The following is a 16582-nucleotide window of genomic DNA, read 5'->3' on the forward strand; positions in this document are numbered from 1 at the left end:
ACGTGCCTTACAAGACGGTTGCACTATATCGGCTTAGGGTTTTAGGATTGAGTGTGATGCTGGGGCGACGTTTTCTTGGTTCGTTCTTTTTCGTCGTTTAAAAAGAATGAACGAGGAGCGCATGGATGCGCTTTGATATAAGCCAAGGAGGGTATGCTTGATTAGGATTGCTGTGTAAAACCAAGTACTTAACATGCTTAATTGCTCAGGCTAGCGGCCTCTGTGCGCTAAAAAATTATAATTGCTTATTAAGGTAAATTTAGGTGTAATGAATACATAATGAGCGCTGAGCAATGCAGGGAAAGCTTACATAACACTAGCTAAACTGAATACACTAGCTAGGTGAGCTAGAGCCTCCAAAAAGGCTATTTTTTCTAAGTAAGCCATAGCATAAACAACACCAACTCTGAGACATCGAGCGGGTAGCGGCTCAGTCCAACAAGCGATTATGCAACACAAACTGCGTGTCGCATAAATACTAAAGTGTTAGTTGCCCGAAATAATTGAGAGGATGTTGCATGGATTGGAGTACATTTGGTTCCGCTGTCGCGGGTGCTGTTGTAGGAGGGTTTCTTGCCGGTTACTTTTCGTTAAAAGCTACGCAGAAATCGCACGAGAATCAAGTTAAGCATTCCGAAGAAAATGAAGAGAAAATAATTTCGGGCCTGCTTCAAGCTATACACGATGAGATCGAAACTGTATTTGAAAGGTACCAAGAATCCATGGGGGCGAGATTAGAATCGCTTGATGATGGTCACGGCCTTGCATACTACTATCCTCTTGTTAGCGACTTCTTTAACGTATACAACGGCAATAGCTTTCTAATTGGGCGTATACCAAACAATGACTTAAGAAAGCAGATCGTAAGAACATACACTCTTGCCAAGGGTATGATTGACTCCTATCGCATGAATAACGATCTGGTTTCAAAATGGGAGTTTTCCGAAAAACTGTACGCTGAATCCCAACTAGAAGTACATAAAAATCAAGCTATCGCACATTATTCAGCGCTTGTTGATTACGCTAAAATCTTAAAGGATTCCCACAAAACCCTTAAGCAAGAAGTTTCTGCGTTGCTTAGAGAACTAAGGAAAAACGGCGTTCTAAATGAAAAAAACAACTAACAAGGCAATTAAAAATCGCCCACTAAAAGCGTGGGCTGGACTCGCTACCGCTCGCCTTTTATTGCGACGTTAATTCAAAGAGAATTTAAGTGAAATTTCCAGAACTAGAAACATCTCGGTTAATTCTTAATAAACTATCAAGAGATGACAGTCTTGCTTTGTTAGCTATTTTTTCCGACGAAAACGTGGTTAAGTTTTACGATATTGAAGCATATAAAACTGAAGCGCAATCGTTAGCGTTGATAGATTTTTTCAATAGCCGTTTCGCCGAAAATATGGGTATTCGCTGGGCCATTCGACTTAAAGACTCAGGAAAGCTTATAGGTACTTGTGGTTTCAATTCGTGGAATCCAAAAATGAAAAATGCAGGGTTAGGGTACGAGCTATCTTCTTTTTATTGGGGGCTTGGGTATGCTTCCGAAGCGATAAGTAAAATCATTGAACTGGCCTTTTCAGTAGACACACCTTTTCACGAATTATATAGAATTCAGGGTGATACCATGATTGGGAATATTGCTTCTGAATCAATTTTGAAAAAGCTTGGCTTTAAAGAAGAGGGAATTCGGCGTGCCAGTGGTTACTGGAAAGGTGAGTTTCATGATCTGAAGTGCTTTGGTTTAATCAAGCCCGAATTCATAGAAATATAACAAGTACGTTATCAGTTGATTTTGCACCTTCACTCTTAAGACGTCCCCTAATAACTTCTCAAACGAGCTAAGACTTCTAATACCAGCAAAAACATTTTGCGCTTCTAGCAAGGTGCTAACACTATTCTTTTCTGATACACAGACAATCGGGTTTGATTAAATCTGATTAATCAAACCCGAAAGATAAAGCTAACTCTTGTTAAATCAAGATAAGGTTACCGAGTTAACTTATCTTGGGTTTTGGTATCAAAGTCGCTGGCGTCATGTCTTTCATGCAGTTGTTCATGAGGCTCTCCCCACGTTCGGTTGACCATCTTTCCACGCTTCACGGCTTCTCTTGATGCAATTTCACCTGCCCAGCGGATCACGTGCTCATAGCCATTGACGTCTAGAAATTCAGCAGCATCATAAAGGTGGCCTTGAGCGAGTACACCGTACCACGGCCAAATTGCTATATCCGCTATGGTATATTCATCACCGCAGATATACCGCCTAGTCGCTAGGTGCTGATTGAGTAAGTCTAGTTGGCGCTTGACCTCCATGGTATAGCGGTTAATGGGGTATTCGTAATGTTCTGGCGCATAAGCATAAAAATGGCCAAACCCACCTCCAAGTAAAGGGGCAGCTCCCATTTGCCAAAATAACCAATTTAAGCATTCTGTTCTTTTGGCTGCGTCTTGAGGTATGAATTTTTGGAACTTTTCAGCTAAGTAAAGCAAGATTGAGCCCGACTCAAATACCTTGGTTGGTTCATCTGTGCTGGTATCGAGTAAAGCTGGGATCTTAGAGTTAGGGTTAAGTGCAACGAATCCTGAGCTAAACTGCTCACCTTCCATTATATCAATTAAAAAAGCATCGTATTCGGCTTCTTTAACGCCTGCGGCAAGTAATTCTTCAAGTAAAACTGTCACTTTTACGCCATTTGGTGTGGCAAGAGAGTAGAGCTGTAGAGGATGTTTGCCTTGCGGTAGGGACTTTTCAAATCTCGCGCCTGCGGTGGGGCGGTTAATATTAGCAAATTTACTGCCATCACCACTTTGCCATGGCCATTGCCAAACCTTTGGTGGGGTATAACCCGTTTTACTCATTTGATGAACTCCTTCTGTGACTGTCCTTATTGATTATAGAGCTTAGAAGTGAAATGAAAATGAACAAGCTCCTTTTGTAAAGTGCTGAGTAATACCAATTTGACTTAATACATTGTTCAATGTGAAGGAGTCAACCTGACGTTAACAGCGTTACAAATTTCTTATTTAGAACAAATGAATAGCAAAATTTTTGCCTTGCCTACAGGGCGTAGGTACCTCGGCGTGAGCAGGACGCGGAAGCGGTGTTATCGATAAGATTTTCTCGTCTCAAAATAGACCACTTAATTAAGATAGTTGACATAATTTAAAGTAATAACAAGATTAAAAGACAAAAAAATGCCGATCTATGATCGGCATTGTCGAATTGGTTGGGAGTTAAAACACCACAGTTTGGGTTGTCGAGCTGGTTGTTTTACTACCTTGCTCACATATTGAGTAGCTATGATACCGCTACCTTTAACACTGATGCTGTCTGTGTAGCTATTATCGTTGCTAGTTGTGACAATTTTACTACCATCGCGATAAATATCGACTTTTAACATACCTACACCACTCCAGTTTAGGTCTACATGGTGGCTGCCTTTTTATTTGTAATCGGAAGCGATAATACCAATTAGCCTTGATACTTGCTCAATTTGAAGGAGTCAATCTGACACTAACTGCGTTAAAAATTTATTATTTAGAACAATCTAATAAGAAATTTTTGCCTTGCCTATATGGATGTAGGTACCTTAGCGATAGCTGGGCGCGGTAGCGGAGTTATCAACAAGATTTTTCGCCTCAAAATAGACCACTTAATAAAAATAATAGGTATAACTTTCTCACCACCAACATCCGGATAAACTCACTGGGTAGTATATGTGGCTGCTACTGCGTGACTACCATTAAGTGGCGCTATGAAGCTGGTGGCGGTATTTAGTTACCAATAGCACTAAAAAAGGCAGCGCGAGTAAAAGGTGCATTGCTAGTTGAATTGGTGCTTCTAATGCTAAAGGTTGACTCATTGTCGCAAGTAACCCCGCACCACTCATTTGTAATACGCCAATAAGAGCAGAAGCTGTACCTGCTTGCTTGGCAAACCCTGATAGTGCCTTGCCAGCCGCAGCGCCAATAGTAAAAGCAAAACCGATAGATGCTAGGTACATCGGTAATACAAAATGTGCAACGTCAGTTTGTGGCAACAGTAACAAGACAGCACCACTCATACAAAAAATACTTAGTCCAAAGGTAAGGGACTTTTGACTGTTACGTTTAATAAAGTGTGGGGCAATGAAGCTTGCAGCAATACTTAATATTGCATTACCAGTAAACCAAAAGGTAAAGTCAGACACGCTGCCCCCCATTTTTGCCATAATCCAACCGGGCGCTGAAATCACGAACACCAGCATTGCAGCCATACCAAGCATAGTTAGCATCGCGTTGTACACAAAGGTGCTATTATTTAGCATAGGAGTAAAGCGCCTTAGGTCTAGAATATGACCACTGTAATGGGTGTCTTCTGGGCGAGTTTCTTTATAAAGCAAGATGACGAGCAGCAATCCAACTAAAGCAAATCCAGATAAAAAACTAAAATTACTTTGCCAGCCAAACTCAATGGTAAGCCATGCACCTAAAATTGGCGCGAGTGCGGGGATAAAACACACAATACCATTTAAATAAGTGATCATCTGGCCGCTACCTTTATGGCCAAAGCTATCTCTGACAATCGCAAAAGCACTAACGAAAGTGGCGCATGCCCCTAGACCCTGTAAAACGCGTGCTACCATCATTAATGACCACGTTGATACCAAGCTTGCCATCACTGCACCAATTGCAAACAAACTTATCCCAATAAGTGCAATCGGCTTACGACCATACTTGTCTGCTAATGGACCTGCGATGAGCTGTCCTAAACCAACCGCTAACATATAAATGCTAACAGTTTGCTGGATCTTGTTTTCCGATACTTGCAGGCTGGTTTGCATATCAACAAAAGCAGGGAGGTAAAGGTCGATACCTAATGGGCAAAAAATCACGAGTAGAGCAAGAATAAAAATTAGGGCTTTTGAATTGGGTGCGGTCATGATGTCTCCTTTTGGCCGCTATTGTATTGCGGAGAATTTGAAAAGACAGGACAAAGCGCCGATTTAGCAAATTTTTAAGATATTTTATTCTTTGTGTATTTTCGGTGGTTGATTAACTGGTCAGATGTGTTAATTTTAAGCAAACTAATATTTTGACTCTACTTATGTCTGCACCACTTCTAAAAATTTATAAAAGAATGAGTTGGTTGCCATTTGGCAAATGGATGTTTAGCAAAGCAGTTTGTCGTAAAGCTCCTTACTTTGGCACCATCAAACCAAAGATAACGTTGCTACAACCTGGAATATGTAAAGCGACAATTAAAAACCGAAAAGCCATCCACAATCACATTGGAACGGTACATGCGATAGCGCAATGCAATCTTGCCGAGCTATGCGCAGGTGTGATGACAGATGCCACAATCAACCACAAGTCACATCGTTGGATCCCAAAAGGGATGACAGTACAATATTTGGCAAAAGCTGAAACTGATCTGCACGCAGTTGCCAAAATTGAATACCCTCGGACATGGGAAGACAAAGAAGAATTAATTGTGCCGGTCGAAGTGTTCAATACCTCTGGGGAAAAGGTATTTCACGCTGATATAAATATGTATATCAGTGCGAAGAAATCCTAATTAACCAAGCATCAGATTCATTATCCCCAGCTCAGGTTAATTATTGGTGGTTTGCGTAGCTGAAGAGTCAATTAATGTCACATTATTGGCTCTTTCGCTGTGGTGAGTGAGCTTACCTTCCACATGCGCGCCAGCTTCAATTGTCAGTGTTTCATGCTCGATATTGCCAAATACTTGTGCACTCGGACGCAGAATTACTTGCTTGGCGTGAATATCCCCCTCGACTTTTCCATGTATGGTCAAATCTGAAGAGTGAATGTTGCCTGTTACGAGACCGGTTGAACCTATGGTGAGCTTATTGACGTTTAAGTTACCTTGTACAGAGCCATCTAGTTGCAATTCTGTTTCACAGGTAATATCGCCAGAAATTTGGGTGGTGTGGGTGATGATAGCTGGGATGCTACTTGGCTGACTTTTAAATGAGTTAAACACGAGTCCTCACTGTCGCAGCGTCAAAACAATAGATGTGATGAAACCTGAATAAGTAGTGAGTTTGCTGATCACTTATTTAAATTTCAGTTTATTTATTGAAAGCGCGAGCGATTTTAATTGGGTTTAAGTGTTTTTTACCTTGGATCACCTCATAGTGCAAGTGAGTAGAGGTACTTCTTCCTGTACTTCCCATCAAAGCAATAACGTCACCCTTGTCTACTTGCTGACCTTTTTTTACTTTGATGGTATGTAGGTGTCCATATCGAGTTGTGATCTCATTAGCATGTTCAATTTCAATAAACTTGCCATAACCACCGTTTTTTCCAGCTCTTTTTACAACACCTGCGGCAGGGGCAACAATATCTGTTTTATGCCACCCAGCTAAATCAATACCTTTATGAAAAGCACGACGCCCTGTTATCGGATCTTTACGAAAACCAAATGCACTGGACACGTAATACTTCTCTTGCTCAACTGGGAGGGTGTCAGGCAATTGTCCTATCATTGTGGATAACTGTGCATAGCTTGTATAGTAATCGATAGTATTGATAAAGCTGGCTTCGACTAAGGCTAAATCAGCTTGAAAGTAGGGACCACCCTGCGCATCTGAAGAGTCTGCAAGTTGCAAACCTACACTATCGATTGAAGCTTTTATTTCTGCTATGTCAGTTGCGTATTTTTGACCAAGAGCGCGGTTCAAGGTTTGTTGTTGCAACAGTAATTTGGCAGCTTGAGGTGCGAAAGTATTGTCATTGTCTGGTGATGCTTCTTTGTCCGTTGAGTGTTCATCTGTCTTGCTATTGCTGGCCGCAAGTTCGGTTGCATCTATTAACGACTCGAGCACATTATGTTGCTGTGATAACTGCGCTAAAGTGTTTTGCTGCTGGGTAATGGTCTGCTCTAATTGTGCCTTTTCATGCTGCCACTTTGCTTGCAACTGAGTGAGATTTTGCTGTCCTTGAGAGAGCTGAATATTGTTGTTATGAAGTTGGATTGCGGCGTTTACAGACCACAGTGCAATTGCAGCGAAAATCATCAACAAACATACTTGAAGCCAAGATGGTAGTACGATCATCTTTACATTGGCGTCTTGACGGACAATCAATTGAGTGGGCTTAAACAGCTTTAGATATAGGCGCTTGAGTACTTGCAACATTCAACCTCAAATTAAATTCAGCGCTACACTCTAACAATTTTTAGTCAAATTTCCAGTTTTTAGAACTAAAAAAAGGCATGAAATAATCATGCCTTTGATTTAAAAGTAAATAAATTTGCGATTAACTCACGGCTAATTGCGATTATTTGGCTGGAAGTATGGTGCCTTCAACAGAGCCGAAGCCAATACGATTATAACCATCAGCTTCACACCAGCCGCGCATAATGACTTTATCACCATCTTCTAAGAACTTACGCTCTTCACCATTTTCTAGAGTGATGGTTTCTTTACCACCACGTGATAGTTCAAGTAATGAGCCTGCCTCTTCGTGCTCTGGGCCTGATTGCGTACCCGAACCTAGCATATCGCCTGGTAAAAAGTTACAGCCATTCACCGTGTGGTGAGTAACCATTTGTGCAACCGTCCAGTAACTATGCTTAAAGCTGGATTCAGACAATTTGCTTGCCTTAGCGCCTTCGCTACGCATTTTTTCAGTCTCAAGTAGTACATCCATACGAATGTCAATAGCACCAGACTCGCGGTTTTGCGTTGACTCTAAGTAATCCAGCGGCTGTGGGTCGTTTTCATCACGGTGCCATTGAGTACGGTATGGTGCCAGAGCCTCTGTGGTTACAACCCAAGGAGAAACCGTTGAGGCAAAGTTTTTCGCAAGGAATGGACCTAATGGTTGATATTCCCAGGCTTGCAAGTCACGTGCAGACCAATCATTGAATAAACAAAAACCAAAAACGTGATCTTCAGCATCTTTAATCGCGATAGAGTCGCCAAGTTCATTACCTTTACCAAGATAAATACCTAGCTCTAGCTCGTAGTCTAGGCGCTTACAAGGACCAAAAGATGGCGTATCCGCATCAGGTGCTTTGGTTTGGCCTTTAGGGCGAGGGAAGGCTTGACCTGAAACACCAATAGATGAAGAACGGCCATGATAACCGATTGGTACCCATTTATAGTTCGGAAGCAGTGGGTTATCAGGACGGAATAGGCTACCTACTGCCGTTGCGTGATAGATAGAGGTATAAAAGTCGGTGTAATCGCCAATGTGGCAAGGTAAAGCGTATTCCACGTCATCTTGAGCAACCAATGCGCCTTCAAGGCTTGATTGCAGCTCAGAGCCTTCACGTAATGCACGAGAAAGCGCAAGTCTTAATGCTGACCAGTACTGCTGGCCCATACCCATAAATTCGTTTAATGCTGGGGCATTTGCCGCTTCTGCAGCCTCTGCTGCATCACCTGAAAGTAGGTTAGCGTCAACAACAGCACCAAGATCTAGTACTTGATCGCCAATCGCAACACCGCCACGAAACTCTTCATTACTATTCTTACGACGAAATACTGCAAAAGGTAAGTTTTGAATGGGGAAATCAGTTCCAGTTGCATTTGCACTAGCTACCCAACTCTTTAACTGGATGTCGTGTGTTTCATTAATTTGAGACATTGCCTTTCCTTTAATTTTGGCTTTCAACTTGAGTTATGGTCAAAAACGAAAAACTCAAGTTGTAATAGCAATTTGATAAACCACAAAAAGCAGCTATCGCTAGCTGCTTTTTAATTAATTTGATAAGTGTGTTTAGATCACGCCACGGCGTTCTTGGTCACGTTCAATCGACTCGAATAACGCTTGGAAGTTACCTTCACCAAAACCACCATCATCAACACGTTGGATCATTTCGATGAAGATTGGGCCGAACAGATTCTTAGTAAAGATCTGTAGTAGGTAGCAGTCTTCGCTTTGGCTATCGACTAAGATTTGGTGTTGCTTGATTTTTTCTTTGTCTTCTTTAACCCATGGTACACGATCAAAGATAGTGTCGTAGTAATGATCTACAATATCGAGAGTTGCAATTGTGCTCTTGTCTAGTTTATCTAATGAGCCAACTAAATCGTCAGTTAAGAACGCTAAATGCTGTACACCTGGACCATTGTACTCATCTAGGTACTCATCAATTTGGTTATTGTTGTCGTCTTTACCTTCGTTGATTGGAATAGAGAAGGTGCCACATGGTGACTTAAGTGCGTATGAAAGTAGCGCGGTTTTTTGACCTTTGATATCAAAATAACGGACTTCGGTAAAGCCAAATACGTCTTTATAGAAGTTAGCCCAGGTTTCCATCGTCCCTTTATAAACATTGTTTGTGAGGTGGTCGATGCGCTTAAAGCCCTTATCAGCAACAATGCTTTGCTCTTCTAGGTCTACAAAGTCTTGCTCGTAGATTGAGCCTTTGTCACCAAAGTTTTCAATGAAATAGATAAGGCTGTCACCAATCCCGTAAATCGCAGGGTATGGTAAGTCTTTGTGTGTTGAATCAGTCGCCGGTTTTGCACCACGCTCTACAGCAGTTTCAAACGCTTTTTGCGCGTTTTCAACACGCCAGCCCATTGAGCAAATTGCAGGGCCATGGCTTTTTGCAAACTCTGCTGAGAAGCCTTCACGCTCGTTATTCAACAGGAAGTGAATATCGTGTTGGTTGTAGTACACGATATCTTTATCTTTAAATTTCTTTAGCTTTGAAAATCCAAAGTCAGTGAATACCTTATCCATATAATCAGCGTCTGGTGTTGCATACTCTGTGAACTCGATGCCGACTAGGCCTAGTGGATTATTTACTTCACTCATTGTTTTACTCCCGTATTAAGCACTGGGTGACTTGTTAGAATTTATGACTGGATAATTAATCAAATTACTGCAAAGGGGAAGTTAAAGGGCGTAAATAGCCATAGCGTACTTTGTAAATTTAGTTGCACAATTGCCATGCAAAAGACACAAAATCGACACAGACGAAGTCAAACTTATTTTTGTTTAAATTTTGAGTGAAAATACCAAAGGAAAAATACGAGGTGTTAAGTATGGCTTTTCTTATATTTTGATTTTACTGGCTTTTATTGTTTTTCTAGATCAAGAGTGTGAGGTGAAGTGTTCTGAACATAAGACTAATTGGAAAGGCGAAATAGGAAAGGCCTGTATTTAAATCTTTACACTTAATGCTGCGAGAGGGGGTAAACCACGCCTGAACAGCGTGGTTTACGGTAAATATTATTGCTTCTCAGCGGATACTTCTAGCTCTTCAGCTAAATAGTGCTCCTGAGTGTGCGGCTCATGATTGCCCTCTGCACCGTGCATCCAGTCAACGAGCTTATTGCTTAGTAGGTACATGAGAACTGCTGATAGTAGAGCGACACCGCCTAAGCCAATGAAAATGCTCATTGCATTGTTCATGGCTTCTTGGCCTTCACCGATGAATGAGCCCACAAGACCAGCTAGCTTGTTCGCAACTGCTGTACATAGGAACCAAATACCCATGAGCAATGACGCTAAACGTAGTGGCGCAAGTTTACTTACCATTGATAAGCCAATTGGTGATAAACACAGCTCACCTAAGGTATGGAATAGGTAGAACAATACCAACCAGATCATGCTGATCTGCAGTGTGCTGCCTGCTTCTGCACCTTCAGTTGCCAGTGCTAACATCATAGTCAAGAAGCCTAACGCAAGGAAAACGAGGCCAATGGCAAACTTAACCGGAGAGTTTGGCTCTTTCTTATCCAGTTTTAGCCATATCATTGCAACTAAAGGTGCGAAAATAATAATAAAAATAGAGTTTAGAGATTGGAACCAAGAAGCAGGGATCTCAAAGCCCATCAGCATGCGGTTAGTGTAGTCATTAGCGAATAAGTTCATCAGACCACCGGCTTGCTCAAAACCCATCCAGAAGATAATAGAGAATACACTCATCGTGAAAATTACACGAATACGGTCTTTTTCTTGTTTTGTTAATGGTGCTTTTGTGGCTGAATCAGACATTTGCTGAGATAGCTTTGCTGAGGGTATTTTACCTATATCACCTAAATATTTTTGGCTTAAGATCAGCTGCATAACCACTGAAATAACCATACCAATACCTGCGGCGATAAAGCCAGCCTGCCAGTTAATTACCGCAGCAACATAACCCGCAACAAGTGGACCCAGTGCTCCACCTAAGTTGATACCCATATAGAAAATAGTAAATGCACCGTCACGACGCTTGTCACCCTCTTGGTATAGATCGCCAACCATAGTGGAAATATTAGGTTTAAATAGGCCGTTACCTATACAAAGTAGTGCCAAGCCAAGGTAAAACACATTTACTTCTTGTCCTGCAACAATACTGTGTGGAATACCCATAATAAAGTGGCCTGCAGCCATTAGAATACCACCAATGATGATGGCTTTACGCTGACCTAGTACGTTGTCGGCAAGCCAACCACCAAATAGCGGAGTAAGATAAACAGCCATGGTAAAAGTACCGTATAGGCTAAGCGCATCGGCATTATTCCAACCAAACCCACCATTTTGTACTTGAGCAACAAGGTAAAGAACTAAGATGGCACGCATACCGTAGTAGCCAAATCGCTCCCACATTTCGGTACCAAATAATAAGAAGAGGCCTTTAGGGTGACCCAAAAATTCTCCGGCCTTCGGAACTGAATTCATATGTACTTCCTAATTTAATCAATGTGTTGTATCTGGCCATTGTTATTTCAATCAACACTGAATAATGAGCAACTTACTTTAAATACGACGTTAAAAAACGAGACGCAGTAAACAGAACACTTTTCAATGCAGATTAGCGATGCGCGACAAACAATACTGCATGCTCTGATTAAGCATGGTGGTAAATTGTCATGGCATGCCTGTACTTTTTTTGAACGGGTGGCCAGTACCTATTTTAATTAGTGTTTGTTGTATGTAACGACTAACTAATTTAAAAAAGCGCGTCAGTATACTCACAGAGAATTAATAGGGGAAGCATTTGTAGGCAGAAAGCGAATAAAATGCGTTCAGCACTACAACGAATAGATCATTAGAGAGCATTTGATGCTAGTTTGGTGCGGATATATAAAGGTGCTGCTATCTACCGTGAGTTTGAGTGGGCATCACAATTGTGGATGCAAACGGTATTTGATGTGATAGCAGCTACTTATAATAAAAGTGTTATGCCTCTTGACTTAAATATGCTTGGATAAACTCAGTTGCAGCCAAGAAATCTTGCTCTAATTTATCGCGCATTTGGATCAGCTGATCGCCAGTTAAGGTGTTTTCTTTACATAGAGTTTCAAACTCAGTAGCGGTTTCTGCGACGCTTTGCGCACCAATTGTTTTCGAAATGGATTTTAACTGATGACACGCTTCTATGATCTCTTCTTGGTTCATAGTGATAACCGCGCCATTTATATCACGGGTCAATTGGCTACTTTGTTCTAAGTACATCCTAAAGAAACGATTACGTTTGGCAGCGTCATGATTGACATACTTATTTAGCATCTCCATGTTGATCGCTGGAGTCGGTAAAGGTTCTGAGTCAACACTTGGACTATCAACTACTTCAGGTAAAGCGGATCCAGTACTTTGAACCGCAAGCGGATCAATAGATGCAGTATGTGAGGCTGCTTCGACTTCGGGGGATGCCGTGCTCTGTTGCGGCTGTTTTGCTTGAGGCAGCTGCTCAATACATTTGTTTAAAGTGGTTTCTAATACATTTAACTCCACAGGTTTGGTGATGTAGTCGTTCATTCCTGCAGTTTCGCAGCGCTCCCGTTCACCTTTTAAGGCATTTGCAGTCACCGCGATTATGTAAGGCTGATCAAGGTTTTCGGGCGCAGTCTCAACATAATCTCTGATGTTTTTCACCATGTCGTAGCCTGACATTTTTGGCATGTGTAGATCGGTTAGAACAATCGGGAAGTGTTCTTTTTTCCAAAGCTCAAGTCCTTCCTCACCATTTTCGGCCACCTCTACACCATACCCAAGTAAGTGCAATTGGTCAGTAAGCACTTGTTGGTTTAATACGTTGTCTTCAACGAGTAATACGAGCTTATTTGTGGCTCTTGCTTCATCAACACTTAAAAAATCATTGATTGTGCGTGTAGGTTTGATCTCTTTGGGTTTATGAAGTCCAGCGGCCACAAGAATAGACGTCATAAAGCTCGACTTACATAAAGGCGAGGCATTGAGGTAGAAGATGTGCTTGTGATTCAGCGCAGCTTCGTCCATTTTGCTCAAAACTACAACCTGTTGTGCGTTTTTCTCTAATGAATAAACAATACTTCTTAATTCTTCATTGACCCTATCCATACCATCAAGACCATCCAATACCCAGATCAGCTTATCCTCATGTTGGTGGTCTGGAATTTCTGAATCGTCAATTACCATTACATTCGCTCCCATGAACGAAAGATAGCGGTTTAAGATATTCTGCCTTTCTTTGTTTGACGTCAGTAAAGCAACGCTTCGGGCATTTAGAAGCTGTTTATTTGCATAATTTACTTTACCGTCAACGCTAAATGGCAACTCAACGATGAACTCACTACCCATGCCAATATCTGAATTAACTTGAATACTGCCAAGCATCAACTCAATTAAACTTTTACAAATAGATAGTCCAAGCCCGGTTCCACCAAATTCTCTTGTAATTGAGCCTTCGGCTTGGATGAATGGGTTAAAGATTTCCCTTAATTGTGCTTTAGTCATACCTTTACCGTTGTCGGTTACGGTAAAGCGTAAGGTATAATGCTCAGAGGTATTTTGTGAAACTTCAACTGCGATTTTGACATACCCTTGAGTTGACTCATCGGTCGTTGTAAATTTAATGGCATTACTACATAGATTGTATAGAACTTGCCTTACACGAACCGTGTCACCCACCAAGTTAGTTGGAATATCAGGTGCTATCACTAGTTGTAAATCTAGCTTACGTTTTTTGGCAACAGAGGAGAGCACTCGAGCAACCTCTTCTGTGGTTTCAGCAACTGAAAAAGGACTGTTATCAATTCTTAACTTACCTGCCTCAATTTTTGAAAAATCAAGAATGTCATCAAGAATGCCAAGTAATGAAAATGCAGAATCTCGAATGATGGTGGTTAAGCGGTGCTGCGCACCGTCGAGATCGGTTTGTCGCAGTAGATCGATAGTCCCAATGACGCCATTCATCGGAGTGCGGATCTCATGGCTCATGGTTGCTAAGAAAGTTGTTTTCGCATCGCTGGCACGCTCAGCATTTAAAATGGCTTTCTCCAGTGCCAATGTTCGCGCCTGAACTTCTGTCTCTAGGCTTTCTTGTAACTGTTTCAATTCGTGTTGAGTAGCCTGATCAGACTCAATCGAAGTCTGAACTTGCTTTAATAGCGTATTGATAGATGAAGCGATGTCAGACAATCCACCGCGGTAGTAGGTACCGACTGTCGCTTTATAATTTTTATCTGCGGTGAGTTGCTCTATCTCTTCTACGAGCGCTTGACTGTCATTGTTGGATGTCGCAGACAGCTTTCGTTGTGTAAATACAAAAACAAAGATAGCAGCAACTAAACTTATAAATAGTAGCGCGTATGCGAGTATCGAGTTTTCGTCGGCTGTTGTACTTGGTGTTGGCGTATAGGTAAGGATAAGCTCGCCAACATTTTGCCCGTCTAACTGTAGTGGCATATGGTAGACTTGCATGTCGCCTTTGTTATAAAACTCCTCACGATTTAACGCATTAACTGGCTCCCCCGGGCTTTGTTGAAGTACCAAATTTGGTTGCCCCATGCCTGTATTGATATAAAGGTAAGCCCCAAGGTTGGCGTTCCCACTAAGTAGTGCCTGTACTACCTGTTTAGCATTATCAAAGCCATGTTGAGTAATTACTTTTGCTAAAGGTTCAGAGATGGTCGTTGATTGCTGTTTAAGGTTAGCCGTCGCTATGGTTGGCGCTTTTGTTTGCTTGGGAAGTAAATAGGCCCCAGTGGCGCTACACATTCCAACTATAAGAATTGCGACAAAAAGAAAGAGTACTTGTCCGTTAGTGTTTGCGCTATTTGGCATGCTTTATCTCGCAAGAATTATTTATACGTATCATCTGTTGCAATCGTAACACCTTCGACAGCTTTTTACCTCTCGTTTTTCAACCAGTGACTAAAATCGAGGTAAAGAAAAGAGTATTGAAAATATCAAAATAATCAGGGTGTTGAAAGTAAGGCTGTAGTCTTTTATTAGTATGGTTATCATGGCTTTTTAATAAATATTAAATATTAAGTAACGTTTTTATAAAGTAATATTGGTTAACTTCCCCGCTTATAAGGATATCTTAATGTTTTCACATCAATCTCGACGGGTACCAGCGTGGTTCTGTGCCATATTATGTGTGTTGCTGTTCAGCGCCTGTAATAACAATGATAAATCAATCATTACTCTTAAAACTCCCACCGAGCCCAGCGTCGGCTTTACTTCCCCATATGGTGTTGCCGGAGATGATCAACTCTTTCATCAGTTAGAGCTGATCCGTGCCGAGTTTAGCATGCCTGCATTGGGAGGTTTTATCATTTCTGGGGACGAATTAATCGAACTGGATGTTACTGGAGTGCGAAGCAGTACCGGGCAAGTCCCTGTATCTGCCTTTGATAGGTGGTCTATCGGCTCATTTAGCAAATCCATGACTGCCACATTGGCTGCACGCCTTGTTGAGCAAGGAATCATAGAGTTTGACAGTCAAGTGGCCGAAATATTTCCAGAGCTCATAGGTAAGATTAATCCAGAACTTGAGTCTGTTACCTTAAATAGCTTGCTTTCAATGACTTCAGGGTTGCAACGGGATTTAGCGTCTATGTATTCGGGGAAGTGGCACCGTGATAATAGAGACATGACGAGCCAACGATATGATTGGACTATCGAACTATTAAATGCACAAAGATCCGTGCCGCAAGGGACTTATCTATATAGTAATGCCGGTTATGTTGTTGCCGGCCATATGTTAGAGCGTGTCACTGGGCAAGCATGGGAAAGCCTTATTGCTCAAGAGCTATTCGAGCCACTAGGGATGGCGGATGTTGGTTTTGGATCTGCTAGTGATGATGACCCAGATGGACAGCCCAGTGGTCATCAAATGAGAGAAGGCAAATGGCACCCAATTACGCCAACAGATAGAGTGGATTTACCAAAAGTGATTGGACCTGCGGGGTTAATCAATACGACACTACATGACTTATCTATTTACTTGGGGGCGTATTTAGCCGGTGCTAGGGGTAATGATAATCTGATTGGTGCCAGTTCATATGTACGACTATTAACGCCAGTCACACCTGAATATGGATTAGGTTGGATCCTTACACCTAATGACAGTCGGTTTCATCATAACGGCTTTACCGGGACATTCTATTTAGACAACCTTGTATTACCTGAAAGAAATGTTGCGATTCTTGCAGTCACAAATGGCGACACGGTTAATGCTAAATTAGCCGTAGAGAAGGTAATTGATATCTTACTGAAGCGGCTGGATGCAAAGCAACATTATAGCGGCAAGTAAAAGAACCAGAACAACACAGTGGTGACTATTACTTGAGGGGGAGCTTACTGCTATATAAAGGTAGCTAGCCTTCATGCTATATGTACAGGGATAGTCAGATAAAAG

Annotated in this window: 12 protein-coding genes; 4 read left to right on the forward strand and 8 right to left on the reverse strand. The window is 41.7% G+C overall.

The window, feature by feature from the left end; all coding sequences use genetic code 11:
* Positions 1-518: 518 nt before the first annotated feature.
* Both EAG18_RS06695 and EAG18_RS06700 read left to right on the forward strand, forming a co-directional pair.
* Positions 519-1124 (forward strand): hypothetical protein, encoded by a 606-nt coding sequence (locus EAG18_RS06695; protein ID WP_125251610.1) that lies wholly within the window; start codon positions 519-521, stop codon positions 1122-1124.
* Between the two features lie 89 nt (positions 1125-1213).
* Positions 1214-1771: a GNAT family protein gene (locus EAG18_RS06700; RefSeq protein WP_125251611.1), complete on the forward strand. Its 558-nt coding sequence runs from the start codon at positions 1214-1216 to the stop codon at positions 1769-1771.
* A gap of 215 nt (positions 1772-1986) precedes the next feature.
* Here EAG18_RS06700 and yghU read toward each other — a convergent pair whose 3' ends face one another.
* Positions 1987-2859 (reverse strand): glutathione-dependent disulfide-bond oxidoreductase, encoded by an 873-nt coding sequence (gene yghU, locus EAG18_RS06705; protein ID WP_125251612.1) that lies wholly within the window; start codon positions 2857-2859, stop codon positions 1987-1989.
* Between the two features lie 884 nt (positions 2860-3743).
* On the reverse strand, positions 3744-4922 hold the full coding sequence (locus EAG18_RS06710; protein ID WP_125251613.1) for a multidrug effflux MFS transporter: 1179 nt from the start codon (positions 4920-4922) through the stop codon (positions 3744-3746).
* A gap of 164 nt (positions 4923-5086) precedes the next feature.
* Between EAG18_RS06710 and EAG18_RS06715 the strand changes: the two genes are divergently transcribed.
* Positions 5087-5557: a hotdog fold domain-containing protein gene (locus EAG18_RS06715; RefSeq protein WP_125251614.1), complete on the forward strand. Its 471-nt coding sequence runs from the start codon at positions 5087-5089 to the stop codon at positions 5555-5557.
* A 36-nt stretch (positions 5558-5593) separates the two neighbouring features.
* Here EAG18_RS06715 and EAG18_RS06720 read toward each other — a convergent pair whose 3' ends face one another.
* The 6 genes from EAG18_RS06720 to EAG18_RS06745 all read right to left on the reverse strand — a co-directional run bounded on the left by EAG18_RS06720 (position 5594) and on the right by EAG18_RS06745 (position 15000).
* A complete protein-coding gene (locus EAG18_RS06720; protein ID WP_125251615.1) occupies positions 5594-5989 on the reverse strand; it encodes a polymer-forming cytoskeletal protein in 396 nt (131 codons plus the stop codon).
* An 88-nt stretch (positions 5990-6077) separates the two neighbouring features.
* Complete coding sequence (locus EAG18_RS06725; RefSeq protein ID WP_125251616.1) at positions 6078-7145, reverse strand: M23 family metallopeptidase; 1068 nt, start codon at positions 7143-7145, stop codon at positions 6078-6080.
* Positions 7146-7287: 142 nt separating this feature from the next.
* The gene (fahA, locus tag EAG18_RS06730) at positions 7288-8601 is read right to left on the reverse strand and encodes a fumarylacetoacetase (protein ID WP_125251617.1); all 1314 of its coding nucleotides are present in this window, start codon (positions 8599-8601) and stop codon (positions 7288-7290) included.
* Between the two features lie 132 nt (positions 8602-8733).
* On the reverse strand, positions 8734-9780 hold the full coding sequence (hppD, locus tag EAG18_RS06735; protein WP_125251618.1) for a 4-hydroxyphenylpyruvate dioxygenase: 1047 nt from the start codon (positions 9778-9780) through the stop codon (positions 8734-8736).
* A 417-nt stretch (positions 9781-10197) separates the two neighbouring features.
* The gene (locus tag EAG18_RS06740) at positions 10198-11634 is read right to left on the reverse strand and encodes a peptide MFS transporter (protein WP_125251619.1); all 1437 of its coding nucleotides are present in this window, start codon (positions 11632-11634) and stop codon (positions 10198-10200) included.
* Positions 11635-12135: 501 nt separating this feature from the next.
* The gene (locus EAG18_RS06745) at positions 12136-15000 is read right to left on the reverse strand and encodes a hybrid sensor histidine kinase/response regulator (RefSeq protein WP_125251620.1); all 2865 of its coding nucleotides are present in this window, start codon (positions 14998-15000) and stop codon (positions 12136-12138) included.
* 265 nt (positions 15001-15265) lie between these two features.
* On the opposite strand from EAG18_RS06745, the gene EAG18_RS06750 reads away from it, so the two are divergent.
* Complete coding sequence (locus EAG18_RS06750) at positions 15266-16477, forward strand: serine hydrolase domain-containing protein (RefSeq protein WP_125251621.1); 1212 nt, start codon at positions 15266-15268, stop codon at positions 16475-16477.
* The last annotated feature ends 105 nt before the right edge of the window (positions 16478-16582 follow it).

The organism is Pseudoalteromonas sp. J010, assembly GCF_003934235.1.
GTDB lineage: Bacteria > Pseudomonadota > Gammaproteobacteria > Enterobacterales > Alteromonadaceae > Pseudoalteromonas > Pseudoalteromonas peptidolytica.

Excerpts from the sequence above, each read along its gene's own strand:
- EAG18_RS06725 (WP_125251616.1), bottom strand. The coding sequence starts at position 7,145 with ATGTTGCAAGTACTCAAGCGCCTATATCTAAAGCTGTTTAAGCCCACT.
- EAG18_RS06740 (WP_125251619.1), bottom strand. The coding sequence starts at position 11,634 with ATGAATTCAGTTCCGAAGGCCGGAGAATTTTTGGGTCACCCTAAAGGC.
- EAG18_RS06710 (WP_125251613.1), bottom strand. The coding sequence starts at position 4,922 with ATGACCGCACCCAATTCAAAAGCCCTAATTTTTATTCTTGCTCTACTC.
- yghU (WP_125251612.1), bottom strand. The coding sequence starts at position 2,859 with ATGAGTAAAACGGGTTATACCCCACCAAAGGTTTGGCAATGGCCATGG.
- EAG18_RS06715 (WP_125251614.1), top strand. The coding sequence starts at position 5,087 with ATGTCTGCACCACTTCTAAAAATTTATAAAAGAATGAGTTGGTTGCCA.
- EAG18_RS06695 (WP_125251610.1), top strand. The coding sequence starts at position 519 with ATGGATTGGAGTACATTTGGTTCCGCTGTCGCGGGTGCTGTTGTAGGA.
- EAG18_RS06750 (WP_125251621.1), top strand. The coding sequence starts at position 15,266 with ATGTTTTCACATCAATCTCGACGGGTACCAGCGTGGTTCTGTGCCATA.
- EAG18_RS06745 (WP_125251620.1), bottom strand. The coding sequence starts at position 15,000 with ATGCCAAATAGCGCAAACACTAACGGACAAGTACTCTTTCTTTTTGTC.
- hppD (WP_125251618.1), bottom strand. The coding sequence starts at position 9,780 with ATGAGTGAAGTAAATAATCCACTAGGCCTAGTCGGCATCGAGTTCACA.
- fahA (WP_125251617.1), bottom strand. The coding sequence starts at position 8,601 with ATGTCTCAAATTAATGAAACACACGACATCCAGTTAAAGAGTTGGGTA.